The sequence below is a fragment of the Streptomyces sp. NPDC058335 genome (assembly GCF_042723915.1).
In the GTDB taxonomy this organism is placed as follows: Bacteria; Actinomycetota; Actinomycetes; order Streptomycetales; family Streptomycetaceae; genus Streptomyces.
The window spans coordinates 470,018-490,156 of sequence record NZ_JBHXHX010000002.1 but is presented as its reverse complement, the minus strand read 5'-3'; the positions used below and the strand labels follow the sequence as shown (position 1 = coordinate 490,156).

Sequence of the window (20,139 nt, the reverse complement as noted above, 5' to 3'; positions counted from 1 at the left end):
ACAGCCAGCCCAAACACGGGCGTGTCGCGCCGCCCCAGCTTTCCCACACCCCACGCCATTTGGCACTCTGAGTCCTCCGGGGGATGCACGGGAGGGGAATGACGATCATGAACGCCACACAAACGGGACCGCACACGAGCCGCTCCGGCGACCCGCGCATCGGCTGGAGCAGCGACGAGACCCTCCACGCACCCGTCCTCCGCCACCGCCGCGACGGCATACTCCCCACCGTCGCCGCCGCCCTCTCCGTCCGCGGCGCCACCCTCACCGGCACCGCCGCCCGCGGCGACCAGCCCCCCGCACTCCACCCCCTCGTCCAGGACTTCCTCGACACCCTCCCCAGCGACCGACGCGACCGCTACACCGGCCGCTGCGCCGAAGCGCTCCTCATCTCCCGCCACATCGCCGCCGCCGACGCCACCCGCAGCAGACGCGCCACCCGCAGACCCATGACCAACGGCGAGGCCCGCAAAGCACTCAAACATGCCAAACTCACCGCCCGCCGCATCCGCGAGGACGGCGACCCCCTCCACGGCAGCTTCGCCGCCCCCTGCCGCGCCTGCACCGCCCTCAGCGCCCACTTCGGCGTCCGCATCGTCGACCCCACCACCGACGGCAACTGACGCCCGCACACGTACGGCCTCGCACCGACCCATGACCCCGACGAACGAAGGGCAGATGCACCCCGACCGCACCACCACGCGCTTCCCCGTACCCGCCGACGCCGCCCTGCGCGCCGCCGGCTGGCAACCCGGACGCTGGGACATCAAACAAGCCGAGATCTGGGCCGACACCCTGCGCGAACACACTTCACCGGCCGGCCACCGCCACGCCGTCTTCCCCGCCGCCGTCGAAGCCTGGGCCGAATTCGGCGGCCTCCACATCGCCCCCACCGGACCCGGCCGCCAGATCGCCCCCGCCGCCGTCCACCTCGACCCCCTCCACGGCCTGCACCTCGCCCGCACCCTCGCCGACCTCGGCCGTGCCCTCGACACCGACGTCAGCCCCCTCGGCGCCGAGACCGACAGCCACTCCCTCCTCGCCATCGACGCCGAAGGCCGCGTCTACGCCCTCGACCACACCGGCGACTGGTACCTCGGCCCCGACATCGACCAGGCCCTCGGCGCGCTCATCTCCGGCATCGAGCCCGTCCGCCTCACCGCGGGCTGACCCCCCACAAGGGCCCCAGGCCATGCACCGCCCTACCCCGCCGGAATCACCGCCGACACCCGAAACCCCCCCGCCTCGGTCGGCCCCGACACGAACACCCCACCCAACGCCAGCACCCGCTCCCGCATCCCCACCAGCCCGTTGCCCCCCGACGGCAACCGCGCCGACGACGCCGACCCCACCTCCGGCGGCGGCTCGTTCTCCACCTGCATCGCGATCTCGGCCACCCGATGCGCCAACCGCACATACGTCTTCGCACCCGCCGCATGCTTGTGCACGTTGGTCAACGCCTCCTGCACCACCCGGTACGCCGTCTGCTCGATCTCCGGCGCATACCCCCGCACCTCACCCTCGACCGACAGGTCCACCACCATCCCCGCGGCGGCCGACTGCCCGATCAACACGTCCAGCTCCGACAGACACGGCCCCTCCCCCTCCTCCACCGCCCGCGAAGCGGCAGCCGCCGCGGCCACCCCCACCGCCGCCAACGGCACCGAGGCACCCCGCGCCCCCACACCGTCGCCACTGCGCAGCACCCCGAGCATCTCCCGCAACTCGGTCAACGCCTGCCGCCCCATGTCCCCCACCAGCGCCGCGTTCCGCACGGCCTTCTCCGGGTCCTTGCGCGCCACCGCCTGCAACGCCGCCGCGTGCACCACCATCAGGCTCACCCGATGCGCGACCACGTCATGCATCTCCCGCGCGATCCGCGTCCGCTCCTCGCCCCGCGCCCACTCCGCCCGCTCCTCGGCCCGCTCGGCCAGCAGCTGCAACTCCCGCTCGAGACTGTCCGCCCGCTCCCGCAGACTCTCCATCAACCGCCGCCGCGCCCCCACATACAGCCCGAGCAGCAACGGCGGAGCGGTCAGTCCCAGCGAGGTCGTGATGGCGGCGAACGGAATGAACCAGTCCCCGATCGTCAGACGCCCCTGATCCATGCTCTGGCGCACCCGCACGAACGTCACGATCAACGTCCCCACCAACTGCATCCCCGCCAGCGAGGCGATGATCCGCCGAGGCAGCTCGGACGCGGCCAGCGTGTACAGGCCGACGATCCCCATCAGAAAGCCCATCTGCGCCGGTGTGATGGCGATCGACACCAGCACCACCGCGATCGGCCACTTCCGCCGCACCAGCAGCACGGACCCGGCGAGCAGCCCGAACACCATCCCCGCGGCCACCGGAACGCCCGCGTCCTGCGCGAACGGATACCCCTCCAGCGCACACTCCGCGGCGGACAACACCGCAAGACTCCAGTCGAACACCGCACTGCGGCGCCTCGCCCACCACCAAGGCCCTCCCCGGACCGCCGTGCCCTCTTCCCCCGTCGTGGTCATGCCCCCAGCCTACGGGCGCGGCCTCTGCCATTTCCGGCGACTTTCCCCGACTGGCCTACACCACACTCCGCAACCGGACATCACCGAAACCCACCGGTATCCCTCGGACTGACGAACCAGGCCTGTTCGATCCCGGAATCCCCTATTCCGACCTGACGGTACGCCCATGGCACATTCCCATGGCAAGTACGTGGACTTCGAGGGGCTCCGGGAGCAGGCGGTCGCGCTGAGACGCGAGGGCTATAGCCTTCGGCAGATCCGCGACGAGCTCCAAGTACACAACAAGGAGGCACTTCAACGCCTCGTCGAGGGCGAGCCACCCCCCGAGTGGACGAAACGCCCACGAGCGAAGGACGACCTCCGCGAGAGGGCGCGGGAGCTACGGCAGCAGGGGGGACGTACACCCGAATCCGGGCGGAACTGGGCTGCTCGAAGAGTTCCGTGTCACTTTGGGTGCGAGATCAGCCCCACCCGGAGCTCAAGTGCACTCCGGAGGAACGACCGGAGCGGATGAACGCGGGGCTCGCGCGACTGCAAGCCTCTCGAAACCAAGAGCGTGAGGCCACAAAACAAACGGCAGCAGCAGCCATTGGCGAGCTGTCGGATCGCGAGCCATTCATCGCAGGCGTTGCGCTCTACTGGGCCGAGGGCACCAAGGACAAGCCGCACACCCGCCGCGAAAGCGTGGAGTTCGTCAACAGCGATCCCGGAATGATCACCGTCTTCCTCGCCTGGCTGGACCTGCTCGGAATAAGTCGAGACCGGCTGCACTGTCGCGTCATGATCCACGAGTCCGCAGACGTCGCTGCCGCCGAGCGCTACTGGGCCGACCTCGTCGGCGTCGACCGGTCAGCCTTGGGCAGGACGATCCTCAAGAAGCACAACCCGGCAACCGTGCGCAAGAACACAGGAGACGCATATCGAGGGTGCCTTGGCATCAAAGTGCGGCGAGGGGCCGATCTGTACCGTCGCATCGAGGGCGCTTGGTACGGCATAGTAGGAGCTGTCCGTCCGGGCGATCTACCGAACCGGACATAAGGGCAATCCCGGGTCGTCTAAGGGCAGGACAGCGTCTTTTGGTGTCGCTTATGGAGGTTCGAATCCTTCCCCGGGAGCTCTGGTGAAGGTGGGCCCTGACAGCACTGTCAGGGCCCGCTCTCATGTCCGCCGGGAAACGCCCCGGTATCCTTCGGATGTCCCACCTCTCCACAGCCGAAGGGCAACTCCGTGAGCGCCATTCGCCCGGCAGCCGTCGTCGTTCTCGCAGCGGGTGAGGGCACCCGTATGAAGTCGGCCATACCCAAGGTCCTGCACGACATCTGCGGCCGCAGTCTCGTGGGCCATGTGCTGGCCGCCTCTCGTGAGTTGGACCCCGAGAACCTGGTCGTCGTCGTCGGGCACGCGCGCGAGAAGGTCACCGCGCATCTCGCCGAGGTCGACGCCGCCGTACGGACCGCGGTGCAGGAGGAGCAGAACGGCACCGGGCATGCCGTACGGATGGGGCTGGAGCAGCTCGGTGGGGCCGTGGACGGGACCGTTGTGGTCGTCTGCGGTGACACTCCCCTGCTGACGGGTGCGACTCTCGCGCAGCTCGCCGCCACTCATCGGGCCGACGGGAACGCCGTCACGGTGCTGACGGCCGAGGTGCCGGACGCGACCGGGTACGGGCGGATCGTCCGGGACGAGGTGTCGGGTGCGGTCACGGGGATCGTGGAGCACAAGGACGCGTCGGAGGCGCAGCGGGCGATCCGGGAGATCAACTCGGGTGTGTTCGCGTTCGACGGGCAGCTCCTTGCGGAGGCGTTGAAGCAGGTCCGTACGGACAACAGTCAGGGTGAGGAGTACCTGACCGATGTGCTGGGGATCCTGCGGGAGGCCGGTCACCGGGTCGGTGCTTCGGTTGCCGGTGATCACCGGGAGATCGCCGGGATCAACAACCGGGTGCAGCTGGCGGAGGCTCGCCGGATCCTGAACGACCGGCTGCTGACCGCCGCCATGCTGGCCGGTGTGACGGTCGTCGACCCGGCCACGACGTGGGTCGATGTCGCGGTGACGTTCGAGCAGGACTCGGTGGTTCTTCCGGGGACGCAGCTGCTCGGGGTGACGCATCTGGGCGAGGGTGCCGTGGTGGGTCCGAACAGCCGGCTGAAGGACACGACGGTGGGTGCGGGGGCCCGGGTGGACAACACGGTGTCGGACGGGGCCGAGGTCGGTCCGGAGGCGACCGTGGGGCCGTACGCGTATCTGCGGCCCGGTACGCGGCTCGGCGTGAAGTCGAAGGTCGGTACGTATGTGGAGACGAAGAACGCCGTCATCGGCGAGGGCACGAAGGTGCCGCATCTGTCGTACGTCGGTGACGCGACGATCGGTGAGTACACCAACATCGGTGCGGCCAGCGTGTTCGTGAACTATGACGGAGAGCACAAGCACCACACGACCGTCGGCTCGCACTGCAAGACGGGTTCGGACAACATGTTTGTGGCTCCTGTCACGATCGGGGACGGCGCGTACACCGCTGCCGGGTCCGTGATCACGAAGGATGTGCCGCCCGGTTCGCTGGCCGTGGCCCGTGGTCAGCAGCGGAATATCGAGGGTTGGGTGGCTCGTAAGCGTCCGGGGAGCGCGGCGGCGAAGGCGGCCGAGGCGGCTTCCCGGCAGGGCGACGGCGAAGACTGACCGGAATCGAGTGCGTCGTACACGGCGTACCGTGATAAGTGCACACCCGCACCCCCACCAGCTGAGACGGCCCGTCGCGCCCAGCGGCGAGGTCTCTCGACAGCCGGCTGAGACACCTCTGAGGAGACAGTGCTGTGACCGGGATCAAGACGACCGGCGAGAAGAAGATGATGTTCTTCTCCGGCCGCGCCCACCCCGAGCTTGCCGAGGAGGTCGCCCACCAGCTGGGTGTCGGGGTCGTCCCGACGAAGGCCTTCGACTTCGCCAATGGTGAGATCTACGTCCGTTACGAGGAGTCGGCTCGTGGTGCGGACTGCTTCCTGATCCAGAGCCACACGGCTCCGATCAACAAGTGGATCATGGAACAGTTGATCATGATCGACGCGCTGAAGCGTGCGTCGGCGCGTTCGATCACCGTGATCGTGCCGTTCTACGGCTATGCGCGGCAGGACAAGAAGCACCGCGGCCGTGAGCCGATCTCGGCGCGGCTGATCGCGGACATGATGAAGACGGCGGGTGCGCACCGGATCCTCACCGTCGATCTGCACACGGACCAGATCCAGGGCTTCTTCGACGGTCCGGTGGATCACCTGTTCGCGCTGCCGCTGCTGGCGGACTACGTGGGCAGCAAGGTGGACCGCTCGAAGCTGACGGTCGTGTCGCCGGACGCGGGCCGGGTCCGGGTCGCGGACCGCTGGTGCGACCGTCTGGGTGCGCCGCTGGCGATCGTGCACAAGCGGCGCGACAAGGACGTGGCGAACCAGGTGACGGTCCACGAGGTCGTGGGCGAGGTCGAGGGCCGGGTGTGTGTGCTGGTCGACGACATGATCGACACGGGTGGCACGATCTGTGCCGCGGCGGACGCCCTGTTCGCGCACGGTGCGGAGGACGTCATCGTGACGGCGACGCACGGTGTGCTGTCCGGTCCGGCGGCGGACCGTCTGAAGAACTCGCCGGTGAGTGAGTTCGTCTTCACGAACACGCTGCCGACCCCGGGCGAGCTGGAGGTGGACAAGATCACGGTGCTGTCGATCGCGCCGACGATCGCGAACGCGGTGCGTGAGGTGTTCGAGGACGGTTCGGTGACGAGCCTGTTCGACGAGCAGTAGGCGTACGCGGCCTTCCGTTCTGGTTGATCGATTTTTCTGCGGCCTCCCCTGCCGAGTAGACTGCTCAGGTTGCTCGGCGAGGGAGGCCGTACGCGTGTGTCACGTGGTACGGCGGTCCGTTATCGACGCGCTCTTCGTAGCAGGCCGTTCGTGGCCGGGTGACCTTGTCCGTCGCTGTTTCTACGAGGAGTGATTTCCATGTCCGAGGTAAAGATCGCCGCTGAGTCCCGCACCGAGTTCGGCAAGGGTGCGGCCCGCCGCATCCGTCGTGACAACAAGGTTCCCGGTGTTCTGTACGGCCACGGTTCGGACCCGATCCACCTGACGCTGCCTGGTCACGAGCTGCTGCTGGCGCTGCGTACGCCGAACGTCCTGATCTCCCTGGACATCGACGGCGAGTCCAAGGAGCTGGCGATCCCGAAGTCCGTGCAGCGTGACCCGATCCGCGGTTACCTCGAGCACGTCGACCTTCAGCTGGTCACGCGTGGCGAGAAGGTCAACGTCGAGATCTTCGTGCACACCGAGGGCGAGCTGGCTCCCGGTGGCAACCTGCTGGAGCACGTCCTCAACGCGCTGCCGGTCGAGGCCGAGGCGACGCACATCCCCGAGTCCGTCACGGTGTCCGTCGAGGGCCTGACCGCCGGCGACTCGGTGCTCGCCAAGGACATCCCGCTGCCGTCGGGCACCAAGCTGGGCGTCGACGGCGACACCGTCGTCCTCCAGGTGCTGGCCGCGCAGGCGGAGGAGGCCGCGGCGGGCGAGGGCGAAGAGGCTTCCGCGGAGGCCTGATCCTCACCGTCGTCGTTTGTTCGTCAGCCGCTGTTCCCTTCGGGGGCAGCGGCTGGCGCGTATCAAGGAGACATGGACGTGACGACCGACGCCAATGCCCCCTGGTTGATCGTGGGGTTGGGCAATCCGGGCCCGGAGTACGCGATGAACCGGCACAACGTGGGGTTCATGGTGGCCGATCTGCTGGCCGAGCGGATCGGGGGGAGGTTCAAGCGGGCGGGGCGGGCGCAGGCTCAGGTCGTGGAGGGGCGGATCGGTCCGCCGGGGCCGGCGAACCGTCGGGTGGTGCTGGCGAAGCCGATGTCGTACATGAATCTTTCCGGTGGGCCGGTGAATGCCCTGCGGGAGTTCTACAAGGTGCCCGTGGCCAATGTGGTGGCCGTCCATGACGAGCTGGACATCGACTACGGGGTGCTGCGGCTGAAGCTGGGTGGCGGGGACAACGGGCACAACGGTCTGAAGTCGATGACGAAGGCGTTCGGGGCGGAGTATCACCGGGTGCGGTTCGGGATCGGCCGTCCGCCGGGGCGGATGCAGGTGGCGGATTTCGTGCTGAAGGACTTCTCGGGGGCGGAGCGCAAGGAGCTGGACTACTTCGTGGACCGGGCGGCGGACGCGGTGGAGTGTCTGGTGATCGAGGGCCTGGAGCGGGCGCAGGGGACGTACAACTCGTAGGTGCGGGGTGTGGGTCGCGGAAAGGTACGGACAACTCGCGACTTGTCACCCGCCGAGGTTGACGTGCCGTTCGGGCATGGCCAATGATCCCGGCCATGCCTGCCACCGTCGCCGCCGCCACGTCCCATCGGGGTCCCGCTCGCCGGGGTTCCTCCCGTCGGGCCGCGGCGGCCGCGTTGCGGTTCGGCCGGCTGGCGGCGATGTGGGTGGTGGCCTCGCTGATTCTGGTGGCGGGGGTGTGGGGGTCCTGGGGGACGGCGCAGCACGTGATGCTGACGAAGGGCCGGGAGCAGGGCACGATCGAGGTGGCACGCTGCGGTGCGGACAGCTGTTCGGGGCCGTACACGCCGTTGTCGTCGGGGTCGCAGGCCCGTGCGCGGGTGGTGATCGAGAAGACGGTGGCGGTGCGCAAGGGGCGGACCTACACCGTGGTGATCAAGCCGGGCGGTGACGAGGTCGTACGGTCCGGTCCTGCCGGGGTGTTGTACGCGTGGGTGCCGATGGGCGGTGCGCTGCTGCTGGCGTCGGTGGTGGTCGCGGGTGGGCTGGGGCGGGCGCGGTGGGGGTGGGTGCTGGCGGGGTCGGGGATGGCGTTGCTGACGGCGGCGTTCCTGGCGGTGTAGGAGAGGACGTACGACGCGCGAAGGGCGCCCCCGGTTTCTCGGGGGCGCCCTTCATGTCGTGTGCGGGTCAGCCGGTGTTGCGCAGGCCTGCCGCCACGCCGTTGACGGTGAGGAGGAGGGCGCGGGCGAGGAGCGGGTCGGGTTCCTGGCCGGCGGCCGCGGCGTCACGCTGGCGCTTGAGCAGGGTGACCTGGAGGTAGGAGATGGGGTCCAGGTAGGCGTCGCGGATGGTGAAGGTCTGCTTGAGGACAGGGGTGGCGTCCAGCAGCTCCTGTTCGCCGGTGATCTTGAGGACCTCGGCGACGGTGAGCGCGTGTTCGGTCCTGATGGTGTCGAACACGTGGCGCAGCTCGTCGGGGACGAGGGTGTCGACGTAGTGCTGGGCGATCCGCAGGTCCGTCTTGGCGAGGGTCATCTCGACGTTGGAGATGAAGTTGCGGAAGAAGTGCCACTGGCCGTGCATCTCGTCGAGGACGGTGTCGAGGCCGGCCTCGCGCAGGGCCTTGAGGCCGGAGCCGACGCCGTACCAGCCGGGGACGATCTGGCGGGACTGGGTCCAGCCGAAGACCCACGGGATGGCGCGGAGCCCGTCGAGGCCGGCGCCGGAGTCGGGGCGCCGGGAGGGGCGGGAGCCGAGGTGGAGGTCGGCGAGCTGGTCGACGGGGGTGGAGGCGAAGAAGTACGACGGGAGGTCGGGGTCTTCGACGAGCTTGCGGTAGGCGTCGTGGGCGGCGTCGCTGACGAGGTCCATGGCCGCGTCCCAGCGGGCGAGGGCCTCGTCGGACTGGCGGGGTGAGGTGTGCAGGGCGGAGGCCTGGAGGGTGGCGGCGACCGTCAGTTCCAGGTTCTCGCGGGCCAGCGACGGGATGAGGTACTTGTCGGAGATGACCTCGCCCTGCTCGGTGACCTTGATCTCGCCTTCGAGGGTGCCCCAGGGCTGGGCGAGGATCGCGTCGTGGGAGGGGCCGCCGCCGCGGCCGACGGTGCCGCCGCGGCCGTGGAAGAGACGCAGGCGGACGCCGTAGCGGTGCGCCACGTCGCGCAGGCGGCGCTGGGCGCGGTGGATCTCCCACTGGCTGGTGGTGATGCCGCCGAACTTGGAGGAGTCGGAGTAGCCGAGCATGACCTCCTGGACGTCTCCGCGCAGCGCCACCAGACGGCGGTACGACGGGTCGGAGAGCATGTCCTCGAGGATGGTGTCGGCGGCCTTCAGCTCGTCGGTGGTCTCCAGGAGGGGCACGATGCCGATCTTGGCCCAGCCGGCGTGCAGGTCGACGAGGCCGGCCTCGCGGGCGAGGACGGCGGCGGCGAAGACGTCGTCGGCGCCCTGGCACATGGAGATGATGTACGACTCGATGACCTCGGGTCCGAAGACCTCCAGGGCGCGCTTGACGGTGAGGAAGACGCCGAGGGTCTTCTCGCCGGCGGCGTCGACGGGTGCCGGGGTGGGCGCGAGGGGGCGGCGGGAACGCAGTTCCTTGGCGAGGAGCTTGGTGCGGTACTCGCGGGGCATGTCGGAGTAGCGCCAGGATTCTTCGCCGAGGCGGTCGAACAGCTGGCCGAGGGCGTGGTGGTGGGCGTCGGCGTGTTCGCGGACGTCCATGGTGGCGAGCTGGAGGCCGAAGGCGGCCAGGGTGCGGATGGTGCGGTTCATGCGGCCGTCGGCGAAGAGGCCGCCGCGGTGTTCGCGCAGCGAGGTCTGGATGAGGGTGAGGTCGCCGATCAGCTCGCTGGTGCCGAGGTAGTCGCGGCCGGGCTCGTGCGGGATGCCCTTGGCGAGGCGCTGCTTGGTGTTCTCCAGCTTCTGCCGGATGCAGGTGGCCTTGAGCCGGTAGGGCTCCTCGGCGTTGAGGCGCTTGTAGCGGGGGCTGATCTCGGGGAGGCGTTCCAGGTCGGCCTTGAGGGAGGCGAGGAGTTCCTCGGTGGCTCCGGTGTAGCGGATGGAGTTGGAGAGGAATCCGCGGAGTTCGTCGATCATCTCCAGGGCGTCGTTGATGCCGTGTTCGTGCTGGAGGATGAGGACGTCCCAGGTGACCTGGGGGGTGACGTTGGGGTTGCCGTCGCGGTCGCCGCCGATCCAGGTGCCGAAGGTGAGGGGGCGGGTCTCGGCGGGGATGGTGACGCCGACGCGTTCGAGTTCGGCGGTGAGGTCCTCGAGGACGTCGCCGACGGCCCCGGCGTGCAGTTCGTCGAGGTAGTAGATGGCGTTGCGGGCCTCGTCGGCGGGCTCGGGGCGGACGACGCGGAGTTCGTCGGTCTGCCAGACGAGGTCGATGTTCTCGGCCAGCCGGGTGTCGTAGCGGCGGCGGTCGGCCTCGATGACGGGGGTCTCCAGGAGCGCGGCGATGCGCCGGAGCTTGTTGAGGACCGACCGGCGCGCGGCTTCGGTGGGGTGTGCCGTGAAGACGGGGCGAACATTGAGGTTCCGGACCGTCTCGCGGATGTGGTCCGGGTCGGCGTCCTTGAGGCGGTCGGCGGTGCGGGCGAGGAGGCCGCCTTCGGCGGCGCGCTTGGCGCGCAGTTCGCGGCCGCGGTGGACCTGCTCGGTGACGTTCGCGAGATGGAAGTACGTGGAGAAGGCGCGGACCAGCTTGGCCGCGGTCTCCAGTTCGGTGCCGCGCAACAGCGCGGCGGCTGCGTCGCCGTCCTCGCGCGTGAGGCGGCGGACCTTTTCGACCAGGTCGAGGAGCTCGGGGCCCTCCTGCCGGACGAGGGTCTCACCGAGGAGGTCACCCAGTCGGCGGATGTCGGCGCGCAGCTCGGGGGTGGTTGTCGTCTGGTCGTCGGCACTGCTCACAGGTGCGGCTCCTTGCAGTGTTGAAGCTCGTCCGGGAGGGAACTCGGACGTCAGGCCCCGCGGCGGGGCCGCATACAGACCTGACATCCGGGAAGAAAACAGAGCGGACCGCGCTGTCCGACCGTCTCCAAGGATAGGTGTCCGTGCGGACGCGCAGACTCGCGGGCCTTGCCGCCGGGCGCCGCACTGCCATACTTACGACGCCGTAGGTTACGGGACCGTAGGAAGTGTGGTGCGGTCTCCCGGCCTGGCACCTCTCTCAACCCACGACCCCACAGGGGACGCGCATGACCTCTAGCTCCGACGTGATCGAAGACCCTTCACCGGCGCCCGACGACTCCCCCACCAGCTCCGCCACTCTGGGCGGTGAGCAGAAGCGATCGATCGAGCAGATCGCACTGCTCGTCTTCATCATCGTGCCGTTCCTGGCCCTGCTGGCGGCGGTGCCGCTGGCCTGGGGCTGGGGGGTGAGCTGGCTGGATCTCGGCCTGCTGGTCTTCTTCTACTACCTGGGGTGCCACGGCATCACCATCGGTTTCCACCGGTACTTCACGCATGGTTCCTTCAAGGCGAAGCGGCCTCTGCGGATCGCCCTGGCGATCATGGGGTCGATGGCGGTCGAGGGACCGCTGGTCCGCTGGGTGGCGGATCACCGCAGACACCACAAGTTCTCCGACGCGGAGGGTGACCCGCATTCGCCGTGGCGTTTCGGTGACACGCTGCCGGCGCTGATGAAGGGCCTGTGGTGGGCGCACATCGCCTGGATGTTCGACGAGGAGCAGACGCCCCAGGACAAGTACGCGCCGGATCTGATCAAGGACCCGGCACTGCGGGCGATCTCCCGGCAGTTCGTGCTGTGGACGGTGCTCTCGCTGGCGCTGCCGGCGCTGATCGGCGGGCTGGTGACGATGTCCTGGTGGGGGGCGTTCACCGGGTTCTTCTGGGGTTCGCTGGTGCGGGTGGCGTTGCTGCACCACGTGACCTGGTCGATCAACTCGATCTGTCACGCGGTGGGCAAGCGGCCGTTCAAGTCGCGCGACCGGTCCGGCAACGTGTGGTGGCTGGCGGTTCTGTCCTGCGGTGAGTCCTGGCACAACCTGCACCATGCCGACCCCACGTCGGCGCGGCACGGTGTGATGCGCGGCCAGTTGGACTCCTCGGCGCGGTTCATCCGCTGGTTCGAGATGCTGGGCTGGGCGTACGACGTGCGCTGGCCGTCACGCTCGCGTATCGATTCGCGCCGGAACACGGGCGGGGACGGCTCCCGGCGCGGGAAGGTGGCCGCCGACGCGGCATGATGGACGCCGTGGCGACCGACTCCAGCAGTACCCCGAGCAATGAGAAGCCGCGGCGAGTGCGTCGCACCCGGATGACCGGTGCGGAGCGTCGCCAGCAGCTGCTGGAGATCGGTCGCACGCTCTTCGCGGCGAAGGGGTTCGAGGGCACGTCGGTGGAGGAGATCGCGGCGAAGGCCGGGGTGTCCAAGCCGGTGGTGTACGAGCACTTCGGCGGCAAGGAGGGGCTGTACGCGGTGGTGGTGGACCGTGAGATGCGGCGCCTGCTGGACATGGTGACCAGCTCCCTCACGGCCGGTCACCCGCGCGAGCTGTGCGAGCAGGCGGCGTTCGCTCTGCTGGACTACATCGAGGAGTACACGGACGGTTTCCGCATCCTGGTGCGCGACTCCCCGATCCCGCAGTCGACGGGTACCTTCGCGTCTCTCATCTCGGACATCGCCACCCAGGTGGAGGACATCCTGGGCCGTGAGTTCAAGAGCCGCGGCTTCGATCCGAAGCTGGCGCCGCTGTACGCGCAGGCGCTGGTGGGGATGGTCGCGCTGACCGGTCAGTGGTGGCTGGACGTGCGGCGCCCGAAGAAGGCGGAGGTCGCGGCGCATCTGGTGAACCTGGCGTGGCACGGCCTGGACGGCCTGGAGGCCAAGCCGCACCTGATAGGCCGCCGCAAGAGCTGACGTACGCGTACGAGGGCCCCCGTCCTGTGGACGGGGGCCCTCGGCACATCGGTCCGTCAGTGCTTGAAGACGTCCTTCGCCTTCTCCTTCGACTGGCGGGCGTCACCCTTGGCCTGCTCGGCACGTCCCTCGGCCTCGAGCCGCTCGTTGCCGACGGCCCGCCCGGCCGCTTCCTTGGCCTTGCCCTTGGCCTGCTCCATCTTCGCCTTGGACTTCTTCTCGCGTGCCACGTTCCATCACTCCTAGTGAGGTACGGCGTCTGTCGCACTACTACGGGTGACCCGTCGCGTCTGTCTGAAACAACCATTCACGCGACCGCCCCTGACACGCTGTGCGGATGACGAGGATTCCGGTCGACGAGGCCGGCTCCCAGCTCGATGACCTGGTACACCGCGTGGCCCACTGCCGAAGATCTCGAAGGCGCCTTGGCCGTCGCGGACCACGAGCGCCGCCAGGCCGAGGGCACGCCGGCGCCCGGCATCCCCATGGCAGAGGTACGCAAGCGGCTGGGACTTGAGCACAAGTGACCTACGAGATCGAGTTCGAGCCGCCCGCCCCGGACGTGGCCGCTCGGGTCTCGACGGCATCGACAAGCTGGCCGACGATCCCCGCCCGGTGGGATCGTCCCCAACGGATCCCCCGACCTCCGCCGGCTCCGCATCGGCGACCACCGGGTCCTCTACGTCATCGACGACGCCGCGATCCGCATCCTGGTCACCCACCTGGGCCGGGCACCGTAGATCTCACTTCCCCTTCCGGGCCACCGCGAACAGGCGGCGGAACGGGAGGACCGTGCCGTACGGGCGGGGCGGGTAGGCCTCGCGGAGCAGGTCGCGGTACTCGGTGACGAAGGTGTCGCGGGCCTCGGGGTCGTCGGCGAGGGCGGTGAGGACGGGGCGCAGGCCGGTGCCCTTGACCCAGTCGAGGACGGGGTCCTCGCCCGCCAGGACGTGGTGGTACGTGGTCGTCCAGACGTCGGTCTCGCAGCCGAGGCGGGCGAGGTGGTCGAGGTAGACCTCGGGGGCGTGGACGGAGTCCTCGGGGCGGAGGACCTCGCCGAGGCGGCCCTTCCAGCGGGGCGTGTTGCCGAGTTCGCGCATGAGGGCGTGCAGGGGCGCGTCGATGTTGTGGGGGACCTGGAAGGCGAAGGTGCCGCCGGGTGCGAGGCCGGCCAGCCAGGCGGGGAAGGCGTCGAGGTGACCGGGGACCCAGTGGAGGGCGGCGTTGGAGACGATCAGGTCGTACGTCTCGGTGGGCGTCCAGGTCGTGAGGTCGGCGTGGGCGAAGTCGAGGCGCGGGCCGGCGTGCGCCCTGGCCTCGGCGAGCATCTGGTCGGAGTTGTCGTAGCCGGTGACGCGGGCGGTGGGCCAGCGGTCGGTGAGCACGGTGGTGACGTTGCCGGGGCCGCAGCCGAGATCGGCGATGCGGGGCGGGTCGCCGGGCAGGCCGGGGACGCGGGCGAGGAGGTCGGCGAAGGGGCGGGCGCGGTGGCCGGCGTGGCGCAGGTACTGGGCGGGGTCCCAGGTGGGGGTGGACATGGGGCGGCGGCCTCCTCGTGGTGAAGTCTTCCTCGTTCGGTGGGTCCACGGTCCCAGCCGATTTAGCTTGACGTCAAGAGACTTCACATCAAGAGACTTCACATCGACACAACCACTACACTGATCGTCATGGAGGACGAGGTCGATCGACTGGTCGCAGCGTGGCGCCGGGAGCGCCCGGACCTCGACGTGGAGCCGCTGGAAGTACTCAGCCGGGTGAGCAGGCTGGCCCGGCACCTGGACCGCGCACGCCGTCTGGCGTTCTCCGAGCATCAGCTGGAGCCCTGGGAGTTCGACGTGCTGACCGCGCTGAGGCGCGCCGGTCCGCCGTATCAGCTGTCGCCTGGGCAGTTGCTGACGCAGACGCTGGTCACGTCGGGCACGATGACGAACCGTATCGACCGGCTGGCGAAGAAGGACCTGGTGGAGCGGCTGCCCGATCCGAGCGACCGGCGCGGTGTGCTGGTGCGGCTCACGGACGACGGCAAGGACCGCGCCGACCAGGCACTGGCCGGTCTCCTGGAACAGGAGCGGGCGATCCTCGCCGAGCTGTCCCACGCCCAGCGGGGCGAGCTGGCCGCGCTGCTACGCCAGCTGACCGCCCCGTTCGACAACATCCCCGGTTAGGTCCGCCGGTCCGACGCCCGCCCGCCGGGCGAGCGCGACCGCGGCGAGCGTGGAGTGCACCCCCAGCTTGCCGAGGACGTTCTGCATGTGGGTGCGGACGGTGTGCGGGGACAGGAACAGCCGCTCGGCGACCGCCTTGCGCCCCAGCCCGGCGACCATGCAGCGCAGCACCTCGCGCTCCCTCGGCGTGAGGGACTCCACGAGCCGCTCGCTCTCCGTACGGTGCTTGCGCGCGGCGGTCAGCTCCTTGAGCACGCCCGTGAGCAGGGCGGGCGGCAGATGCGTCTCCTCCCGCAGCACCCCGCGGACGACGGTGAGCAGCCGGGACAGCGAGCAGTCCTTCGCCACCCAGCCGGACGCCCCGGCCTGGAGGGCGAGGGCCGCGCGGCGCGGGTCGTCCTTCTCGGCGAGGACGACGATCCGGACGTACGGCTGGCTGACGCGGACGCCGGCGACCAGGGAGAGCCCGTCGACGAGCCCGTCCTCGCCCACCTCCCGCACGGGTACGGCCGACCGGACGCCGGGCAGGTTCCCGCCCAGGTCGGCGTCGACGAGCAGGACGTCGTAGCGGCGTCCCTCGGCGGCGGCGCGCTCCAGACTGCGCAGCGCGGCCGGGCCGCTGCCGGCCGCGGAGACGTCGACGTCGGGCTCGGCCGCCAGGGCGGCGGCGAGCGACTCGGCGAAGATACGGTGGTCGTCGACGACCAGAACTCGGATACGAACCACGAAACCCCCTTCCCCAGGCTCCTTCACGGAGCAGGGGATACCCCAGGCGCGGAGAACGGCGGAGAAACGACGACCGGCGCGGGCACGACGCCCGGAAGGGGTGTTCGACCGCACGGCCGCCGCCGTGCAGAGAGTGCTACCCCCACCGCGGGCGTCGTACCCGGCTGTCTCGCCCCCTGATCAGTACCGGCCCCCACCGGTGCTGGTGAACAGCGTAGGGCTGTGCGCGGGGAGGGGAAGGCGAATGGCAGAACTGGCCGTCCCGCGCGCTTATGGTGTGCCGCATGTTCCGTCTTGAGGCAGAAGTCGACAGGTCCCGGCGTGATCTGCTCCGCTCCCGGCTGCGCGACACGAACACGGCGGCCTCCCCCGTCCTGCGCGCGCTGCGCGGCACCCCCGCCGAACGCGAGGCGCCGCTGCACGTGTGGGCGTCGGACGACACCGGCGCGCTGGCCGGCGGTCTGGTCGGCCACACCTGGACGACCTGGCTGCACGTCACCTACCTCTGGGTCGACGAACGCCACCGCGGCACCGGCCTCGGCACCCGCCTGCTCGCGAAGGCGGAGCGCCTGGCCCGCGACGAACGCGGGTGCCGGCGCTCCCGCGTGGAGACCTGGGACTTCCAGGCCCCCCACTTCTACCGCCGGCAGGGCTACGAGGTCGTGTGCGTGATCGAGGACTACCCGCCGGGAATCACGGAGTACACGCTGACCAAGCGGCTGGGGTGACGGCCTCGGAGCCGTCCGCGCCCGCCGCGCTCCCCCGGAAAAGCCGTCAGCCCCGCACGGGTGTGCGGGGCTGAGGCGTTGTCCGAACGGTTCAGCCGAGTCGGCGGGCGCCCGCCGACGGGACCGCTTCGAAGATCCGCGGGGCCGTGAAGCCCGCCGCCGCGAAGGCCTCTTCGACGGCCTTGGTGATGGTGTCGACGTCGGCCGCTTCCGCGAGGACGATCGCCGAGCCGCCGAAGCCGCCGCCGGTCATGCGGGCGCCGAGGGCGCCGCCGGCGAGGGCGGTGTCGACGACCAGGTCCAGTTCGGGGCAGGAGATACGGAAGTCGTCGCGGAGCGAGGCGTGGCCCTCGACCAGGACGGGGCCGATCGCGCGGGTCTCGCCGGACTTCAGCAGGGACACCACCCGTTCCACCCGCTGGTCCTCCGTCACGACGTGACGGACGAGCCGGCGGACCTCTTCCTCGTCGCCCAGCCGTTCCAGCGCCGCGTCCAGGTCGGCGTAGGGGATGTCCCGCAGGGCGTCGACGCCCAGCAGGGCGGCACCCTTCTCGCAGCCGGCGCGGCGCTTGCCGTACTCACCGTCGCTGTGGGCGTGCTTGACCTGCGTGTCGACGACGAGCAGGCGCATGCCCTCGGCGGCGAGGTCGAAGGGGATCTGCTTCTGCGAGAGGTCGCGGGTGTCGAGGAACAGGGCGTGGCCGGCCTCGCAGCAGGCGGACGCGGTCTGGTCCATGATCCCGGTGGGGGCGCCGACGTAGACGTTCTCGGCCCGCTGGCACAGGCGGGCGAGCTGCCAGCGCTGGAGGCCCAGCTCGAACAGGTCGTTGAGGGCCAGTGCGACGACGACCTCCAGGGCCGCCGACGAGGACAGTCCCGCGCCCGACGGGACCGTCGAGCTGAGGTGGATGTCGGCGCCGGTGACCGGGTGCCCGGCCTCGCGGAGCGCCCACACCACGCCGGCCGGGTACGCCGTCCAGGCGCGGTCCGACTCGGGGACGAGGTCGTCCAGCCGCAGCTCGGCGACGCCGTCCTCGATGTCCGCCGAGTGCAGGCGCAGGACGCCGTCCGTGCGGCGGGAGACCGCGGCGGTCGCCGTGTGCGGCAGCGCGAAGGGCATCACGAAGCCGTCGTTGTAGTCGGTGTGCTCACCGATGAGGTTGACCCGGCCGGGCGCCGCCCAGACGCCCTCGGGCTGGGTTCCGTACAGCTCGACGAAGCCGGCCCTGACCTGCTGCTCTGCCCCCACTTACCGCTCCTTTGCGATCTTCTGCGTGAACTCCCACGCGTCGGCGACGATACCCGCGAGGTCCGCGCGGGACGGGTTCCAGCCGAGCCGCTCGCGGGCGGTGGCCGCCGAGGCGACCAGGACCGCGGGGTCGCCGCCGCGGCGCGGGGCCATGACCTCGGGGATCGGGTGCCCGGTGACCTTGCGGACCGTCTCGACGACCTCGCGGACGGAGAAGCCGTTGCCGTTCCCGAGGTTGCAGATGAGGTGCTCGCCGGGGGTGGCGGCCTCGACGGCGAGGAGGTGGGCCTCGGCCAGGTCGGCGACGTGGATGTAGTCGCGGATGCAGGTGCCGTCCGGCGTCGGGTAGTCGTCGCCGTAGACGGAGATGGCGTCCCGGCGGCCCTGCGCGACCTGGAGAACGAGCGGGATGAGGTGCGACTCGGGGTCGTGCCGCTCGCCCTGCGCGCCGTAGGCGCCCGCCACGTTGAAGTAGCGCAGGGACACCGCGCCGAGCCCGTGGGCGGTGGCCTCGCCGGTGATCATGTGGTCGACGGCGAGCTTGGACGCGCCGTACGGGGAGGTCGGCGCGGTCGGGTCGGTCTCGGTGATGGGGGTGCTGACCGGCTCGCCGTAGGTGGCGGCGGTGGAGGAGAAGACGAGCTTGCGCACGCCCGCCTCGCGCATGGCGCCGAGGAGGGCCATGGTGCCGCCGACGTTGTTCTCCCAGTACTTCTCGGGCTTCACGACGGACTCGCCGACCTGCGAGAACGCGGCGAAGTGGAGGACCGCGTCGAAGGAGGCGTCGAGCCACTTCCCGGCGTCGCGGATGTCGCCCTCGACGAACGTGGCGCCCGCCGGGACGCCCTCGCGGAAGCCGGTGGACAGGTTGTCGAGGACGACGACCTCGTGTCCCGCTTCCAGCAGGTGCTGGGCGACCACGCTGCCGACGTATCCCGCTCCGCCCGTGACCAAGTACTTGCCGCTCATCAACTCGCTACCTCTCGCAGTCGCTTCGCCGCGTGCTCCGGCGGCACGTCGTTGATGAACACGTTCATGCCGGACTCGGAACCCGCGAGGAACTTCAGCTTGCCGGACGTACGGCGGATGGTGAAAAGCTCGAGGTGCAGCGCGAAGTCGTCGCGGTTGACGCCCTCGAACTCCTCCAGCGCGCCGAACGGCGCCTGGTGCCAGCCCGAGATGTACGGCGTGAGGGGTTGGTTCTCCCCGAATATCCGGTCGAAGCGCCTCAAGAGTTCCAGATAAACCTGGGGGAACTCTGTGCGCGCGTCCTCGTCGAGACCGAGCAGGTCGGGCACCCGGCGCTTGGGGTACAGGTGCACCTCGTACGGCCAGTGCGCGGCGTACGGCACGAAGGCGACCCAGTGTTCACCCTCCAGGACGACCCGCTCGTCGGCGAGTTCACGCTCCAGGACGGCGTCGAAGAGGTTCTCCCCGCCGGTGGCCTCCTTGTGGGCGGCCACCTGGCGCAGCATCAGGGCGGTGCGGGGCGTGGTGAACGGGTAGGCGTAGATCTGCCCGTGCGGGTGACCCAGAGTCACACCGATCTCGGCACCGCGGTTCTCGAAGCAGAACACCTGTTCCACGGAGGGCAGATGCGACAGCTCGGACGTCCGGTCCGTCCACGCGTCGAGGACCAGTCGCGCCTGCTCCTCGGTGAGGTCGGCGAAGGAGGCGTTGTGGTCGGAGGTGAAGCAGACCACCTCGCAGCGCCCGGAGTCACCGGCCAGCGAGGGGAAGCGGTTCTCGAAGACGACGGCGTCGTACGACGAGTCCGGGATCTCGCTCAGCCGGTCGCCCTGCGAGGGGCACAGGGGGCACTCGTCGGCCGGGGGGTGGTAGGTGCGCCCCTGCCGGTGCGAGGCGATCGCGACGGAATCGCCGAGGAGCGGGTCCCTGCGTACCTCCGAAGTGGTGACCGTGGGGTCCAGCGGACGCCGGTCCACCGCGTCGCGCACCGCGTCGTCCCGCAGGTCGTAGTAGATGAGCTCACGACCGTCGGCCAAGCGGGTCGAGGTCTTCTTCACCGCGGCTCTCCATCCGTACACCGAGCGAAGCGCGTCAGTCTTCGCGTCGAGCGAGGCTCGCTTCACACCGAGCAGAACAAGCTTCCAACAGAACTA

19 protein-coding genes, 1 tRNA gene and 1 pseudogene are annotated in these 20,139 nt (G+C 69.9%); 13 read left to right on the top strand and 8 right to left on the bottom strand.

Annotation, left to right across the window (positions count from 1 at the left end):
• Window positions 1-98: 98 nt before the first annotated feature.
• Both ACFWJX_RS05315 and ACFWJX_RS05310 read left to right on the top strand, forming a co-directional pair.
• Window positions 99-623 carry a YwqJ-related putative deaminase gene (locus ACFWJX_RS05315; protein ID WP_383237061.1) on the top strand — a complete coding sequence of 175 codons (525 nt, stop codon included), beginning with the start codon at window positions 99-101 and terminating at the stop codon, window positions 621-623.
• Between the two features lie 55 nt (window positions 624-678).
• Window positions 679-1,170 (top strand): SUKH-3 domain-containing protein, encoded by a 492-nt coding sequence (locus ACFWJX_RS05310; RefSeq protein WP_383237389.1) that lies wholly within the window; start codon window positions 679-681, stop codon window positions 1,168-1,170.
• A 32-nt stretch (window positions 1,171-1,202) separates the two neighbouring features.
• On the opposite strand, the gene ACFWJX_RS05305 is transcribed toward ACFWJX_RS05310, so the two are convergent.
• A complete protein-coding gene (locus tag ACFWJX_RS05305) occupies window positions 1,203-2,507 on the bottom strand; it encodes a sensor histidine kinase (protein WP_383237058.1) in 1,305 nt (434 codons plus the stop codon).
• A 166-nt stretch (window positions 2,508-2,673) separates the two neighbouring features.
• Here ACFWJX_RS05305 and ACFWJX_RS05300 point away from each other — a divergent pair.
• The 7 genes and pseudogenes from ACFWJX_RS05300 (at window position 2,674) to ACFWJX_RS05270 (ending at window position 8,379) form a co-directional block, all read left to right on the top strand.
• A pseudogene (locus tag ACFWJX_RS05300) lies at window positions 2,674-3,545 on the top strand (hypothetical protein).
• A gap of 6 nt (window positions 3,546-3,551) precedes the next feature.
• A tRNA-Gln gene (locus ACFWJX_RS05295) sits at window positions 3,552-3,622 on the top strand.
• Between the two features lie 112 nt (window positions 3,623-3,734).
• Window positions 3,735-5,183, top strand: coding sequence for a bifunctional UDP-N-acetylglucosamine diphosphorylase/glucosamine-1-phosphate N-acetyltransferase GlmU (gene glmU, locus ACFWJX_RS05290; RefSeq protein ID WP_383237055.1), 1,449 nt, complete (start codon window positions 3,735-3,737; stop codon window positions 5,181-5,183).
• 134 nt (window positions 5,184-5,317) lie between these two features.
• The gene (locus tag ACFWJX_RS05285) at window positions 5,318-6,292 is read left to right on the top strand and encodes a ribose-phosphate diphosphokinase (protein WP_383237052.1); all 975 of its coding nucleotides are present in this window, start codon (window positions 5,318-5,320) and stop codon (window positions 6,290-6,292) included.
• 198 nt (window positions 6,293-6,490) lie between these two features.
• The gene (locus ACFWJX_RS05280; RefSeq protein WP_383237050.1) at window positions 6,491-7,081 is read left to right on the top strand and encodes a 50S ribosomal protein L25/general stress protein Ctc; all 591 of its coding nucleotides are present in this window, start codon (window positions 6,491-6,493) and stop codon (window positions 7,079-7,081) included.
• Between the two features lie 72 nt (window positions 7,082-7,153).
• Window positions 7,154-7,756, top strand: coding sequence for an aminoacyl-tRNA hydrolase (pth, locus tag ACFWJX_RS05275; RefSeq protein WP_383237048.1), 603 nt, complete (start codon window positions 7,154-7,156; stop codon window positions 7,754-7,756).
• A gap of 83 nt (window positions 7,757-7,839) precedes the next feature.
• Window positions 7,840-8,379: a hypothetical protein gene (locus tag ACFWJX_RS05270; RefSeq protein WP_383237045.1), complete on the top strand. Its 540-nt coding sequence runs from the start codon at window positions 7,840-7,842 to the stop codon at window positions 8,377-8,379.
• A gap of 67 nt (window positions 8,380-8,446) precedes the next feature.
• Here the strand turns inward: ACFWJX_RS05270 and ppc are convergent, their stop codons facing one another.
• On the bottom strand, window positions 8,447-11,176 hold the full coding sequence (gene ppc, locus ACFWJX_RS05265) for a phosphoenolpyruvate carboxylase (protein ID WP_383237042.1): 2,730 nt from the start codon (window positions 11,174-11,176) through the stop codon (window positions 8,447-8,449).
• 287 nt (window positions 11,177-11,463) lie between these two features.
• Between ppc and ACFWJX_RS05260 the strand changes: the two genes are divergently transcribed.
• Both ACFWJX_RS05260 and ACFWJX_RS05255 read left to right on the top strand, forming a co-directional pair.
• Complete coding sequence (locus ACFWJX_RS05260) at window positions 11,464-12,474, top strand: acyl-CoA desaturase (RefSeq protein ID WP_383237039.1); 1,011 nt, start codon at window positions 11,464-11,466, stop codon at window positions 12,472-12,474.
• A complete protein-coding gene (locus ACFWJX_RS05255; protein WP_383237036.1) occupies window positions 12,471-13,148 on the top strand; it encodes a TetR family transcriptional regulator in 678 nt (225 codons plus the stop codon). Before ACFWJX_RS05260 ends, ACFWJX_RS05255 begins: the two co-directional genes overlap by 4 nt.
• Before the next feature lie 56 nt (window positions 13,149-13,204).
• Here ACFWJX_RS05255 and ACFWJX_RS05250 read toward each other — a convergent pair whose 3' ends face one another.
• Window positions 13,205-13,378 (bottom strand): CsbD family protein, encoded by a 174-nt coding sequence (locus ACFWJX_RS05250; protein WP_383237033.1) that lies wholly within the window; start codon window positions 13,376-13,378, stop codon window positions 13,205-13,207.
• Window positions 13,379-13,891: 513 nt separating this feature from the next.
• Window positions 13,892-14,686 (bottom strand): trans-aconitate 2-methyltransferase, encoded by a 795-nt coding sequence (locus tag ACFWJX_RS05245; protein ID WP_383237030.1) that lies wholly within the window; start codon window positions 14,684-14,686, stop codon window positions 13,892-13,894.
• Window positions 14,687-14,815: 129 nt separating this feature from the next.
• Between ACFWJX_RS05245 and ACFWJX_RS05240 the strand changes: the two genes are divergently transcribed.
• Window positions 14,816-15,313 carry a MarR family winged helix-turn-helix transcriptional regulator gene (locus ACFWJX_RS05240; RefSeq protein ID WP_073498128.1) on the top strand — a complete coding sequence of 166 codons (498 nt, stop codon included), beginning with the start codon at window positions 14,816-14,818 and terminating at the stop codon, window positions 15,311-15,313.
• On the opposite strand, the gene ACFWJX_RS05235 is transcribed toward ACFWJX_RS05240, so the two are convergent.
• Complete coding sequence (locus ACFWJX_RS05235; protein WP_383237028.1) at window positions 15,272-16,039, bottom strand: LuxR C-terminal-related transcriptional regulator; 768 nt, start codon at window positions 16,037-16,039, stop codon at window positions 15,272-15,274. The genes ACFWJX_RS05240 and ACFWJX_RS05235 overlap by 42 nt on opposite strands.
• A 272-nt stretch (window positions 16,040-16,311) precedes the next feature.
• Here ACFWJX_RS05235 and ACFWJX_RS05230 point away from each other — a divergent pair, with 272 nt between their 5' ends.
• Complete coding sequence (locus ACFWJX_RS05230) at window positions 16,312-16,767, top strand: N-acetyltransferase (protein ID WP_211362877.1); 456 nt, start codon at window positions 16,312-16,314, stop codon at window positions 16,765-16,767.
• Between the two features lie 91 nt (window positions 16,768-16,858).
• Here the strand turns inward: ACFWJX_RS05230 and galK are convergent, their stop codons facing one another.
• The 3 genes from galK to galT are packed head-to-tail and all read right to left on the bottom strand — an operon-like array spanning window position 16,859 to window position 20,043.
• Window positions 16,859-18,016 carry a galactokinase gene (galK, locus tag ACFWJX_RS05225; RefSeq protein ID WP_383237024.1) on the bottom strand — a complete coding sequence of 386 codons (1,158 nt, stop codon included), beginning with the start codon at window positions 18,014-18,016 and terminating at the stop codon, window positions 16,859-16,861.
• The gene (gene galE / locus ACFWJX_RS05220) at window positions 18,017-18,985 is read right to left on the bottom strand and encodes a UDP-glucose 4-epimerase GalE (RefSeq protein ID WP_383237021.1); all 969 of its coding nucleotides are present in this window, start codon (window positions 18,983-18,985) and stop codon (window positions 18,017-18,019) included.
• A complete protein-coding gene (gene galT, locus ACFWJX_RS05215; protein WP_383237019.1) occupies window positions 18,985-20,043 on the bottom strand; it encodes a galactose-1-phosphate uridylyltransferase in 1,059 nt (352 codons plus the stop codon). Before galT ends, galE begins: the two co-directional genes overlap by 1 nt.
• Between the last annotated feature and the right edge of the window lie 96 nt (window positions 20,044-20,139).

Coding starts and splice junctions, on each gene's coding strand:
- ACFWJX_RS05270 (WP_383237045.1), top strand. CDS start 7,840: ATGATCCCGGCCATGCCTGCCACCGTCGCCGCCGCCACGTCCCATCGG.
- galE (WP_383237021.1), bottom strand. CDS start 18,985: ATGAGCGGCAAGTACTTGGTCACGGGCGGAGCGGGATACGTCGGCAGC.
- ACFWJX_RS05240 (WP_073498128.1), top strand. CDS start 14,816: ATGGAGGACGAGGTCGATCGACTGGTCGCAGCGTGGCGCCGGGAGCGC.
- ACFWJX_RS05255 (WP_383237036.1), top strand. CDS start 12,471: ATGATGGACGCCGTGGCGACCGACTCCAGCAGTACCCCGAGCAATGAG.
- ACFWJX_RS05260 (WP_383237039.1), top strand. CDS start 11,464: ATGACCTCTAGCTCCGACGTGATCGAAGACCCTTCACCGGCGCCCGAC.
- ACFWJX_RS05280 (WP_383237050.1), top strand. CDS start 6,491: ATGTCCGAGGTAAAGATCGCCGCTGAGTCCCGCACCGAGTTCGGCAAG.
- ACFWJX_RS05305 (WP_383237058.1), bottom strand. CDS start 2,507: ATGACCACGACGGGGGAAGAGGGCACGGCGGTCCGGGGAGGGCCTTGG.
- ACFWJX_RS05245 (WP_383237030.1), bottom strand. CDS start 14,686: ATGTCCACCCCCACCTGGGACCCCGCCCAGTACCTGCGCCACGCCGGC.
- ACFWJX_RS05230 (WP_211362877.1), top strand. CDS start 16,312: ATGGTGTGCCGCATGTTCCGTCTTGAGGCAGAAGTCGACAGGTCCCGG.
- ACFWJX_RS05310 (WP_383237389.1), top strand. CDS start 679: ATGCACCCCGACCGCACCACCACGCGCTTCCCCGTACCCGCCGACGCC.
- ACFWJX_RS05315 (WP_383237061.1), top strand. CDS start 99: ATGACGATCATGAACGCCACACAAACGGGACCGCACACGAGCCGCTCC.
- pth (WP_383237048.1), top strand. CDS start 7,154: ATGGACGTGACGACCGACGCCAATGCCCCCTGGTTGATCGTGGGGTTG.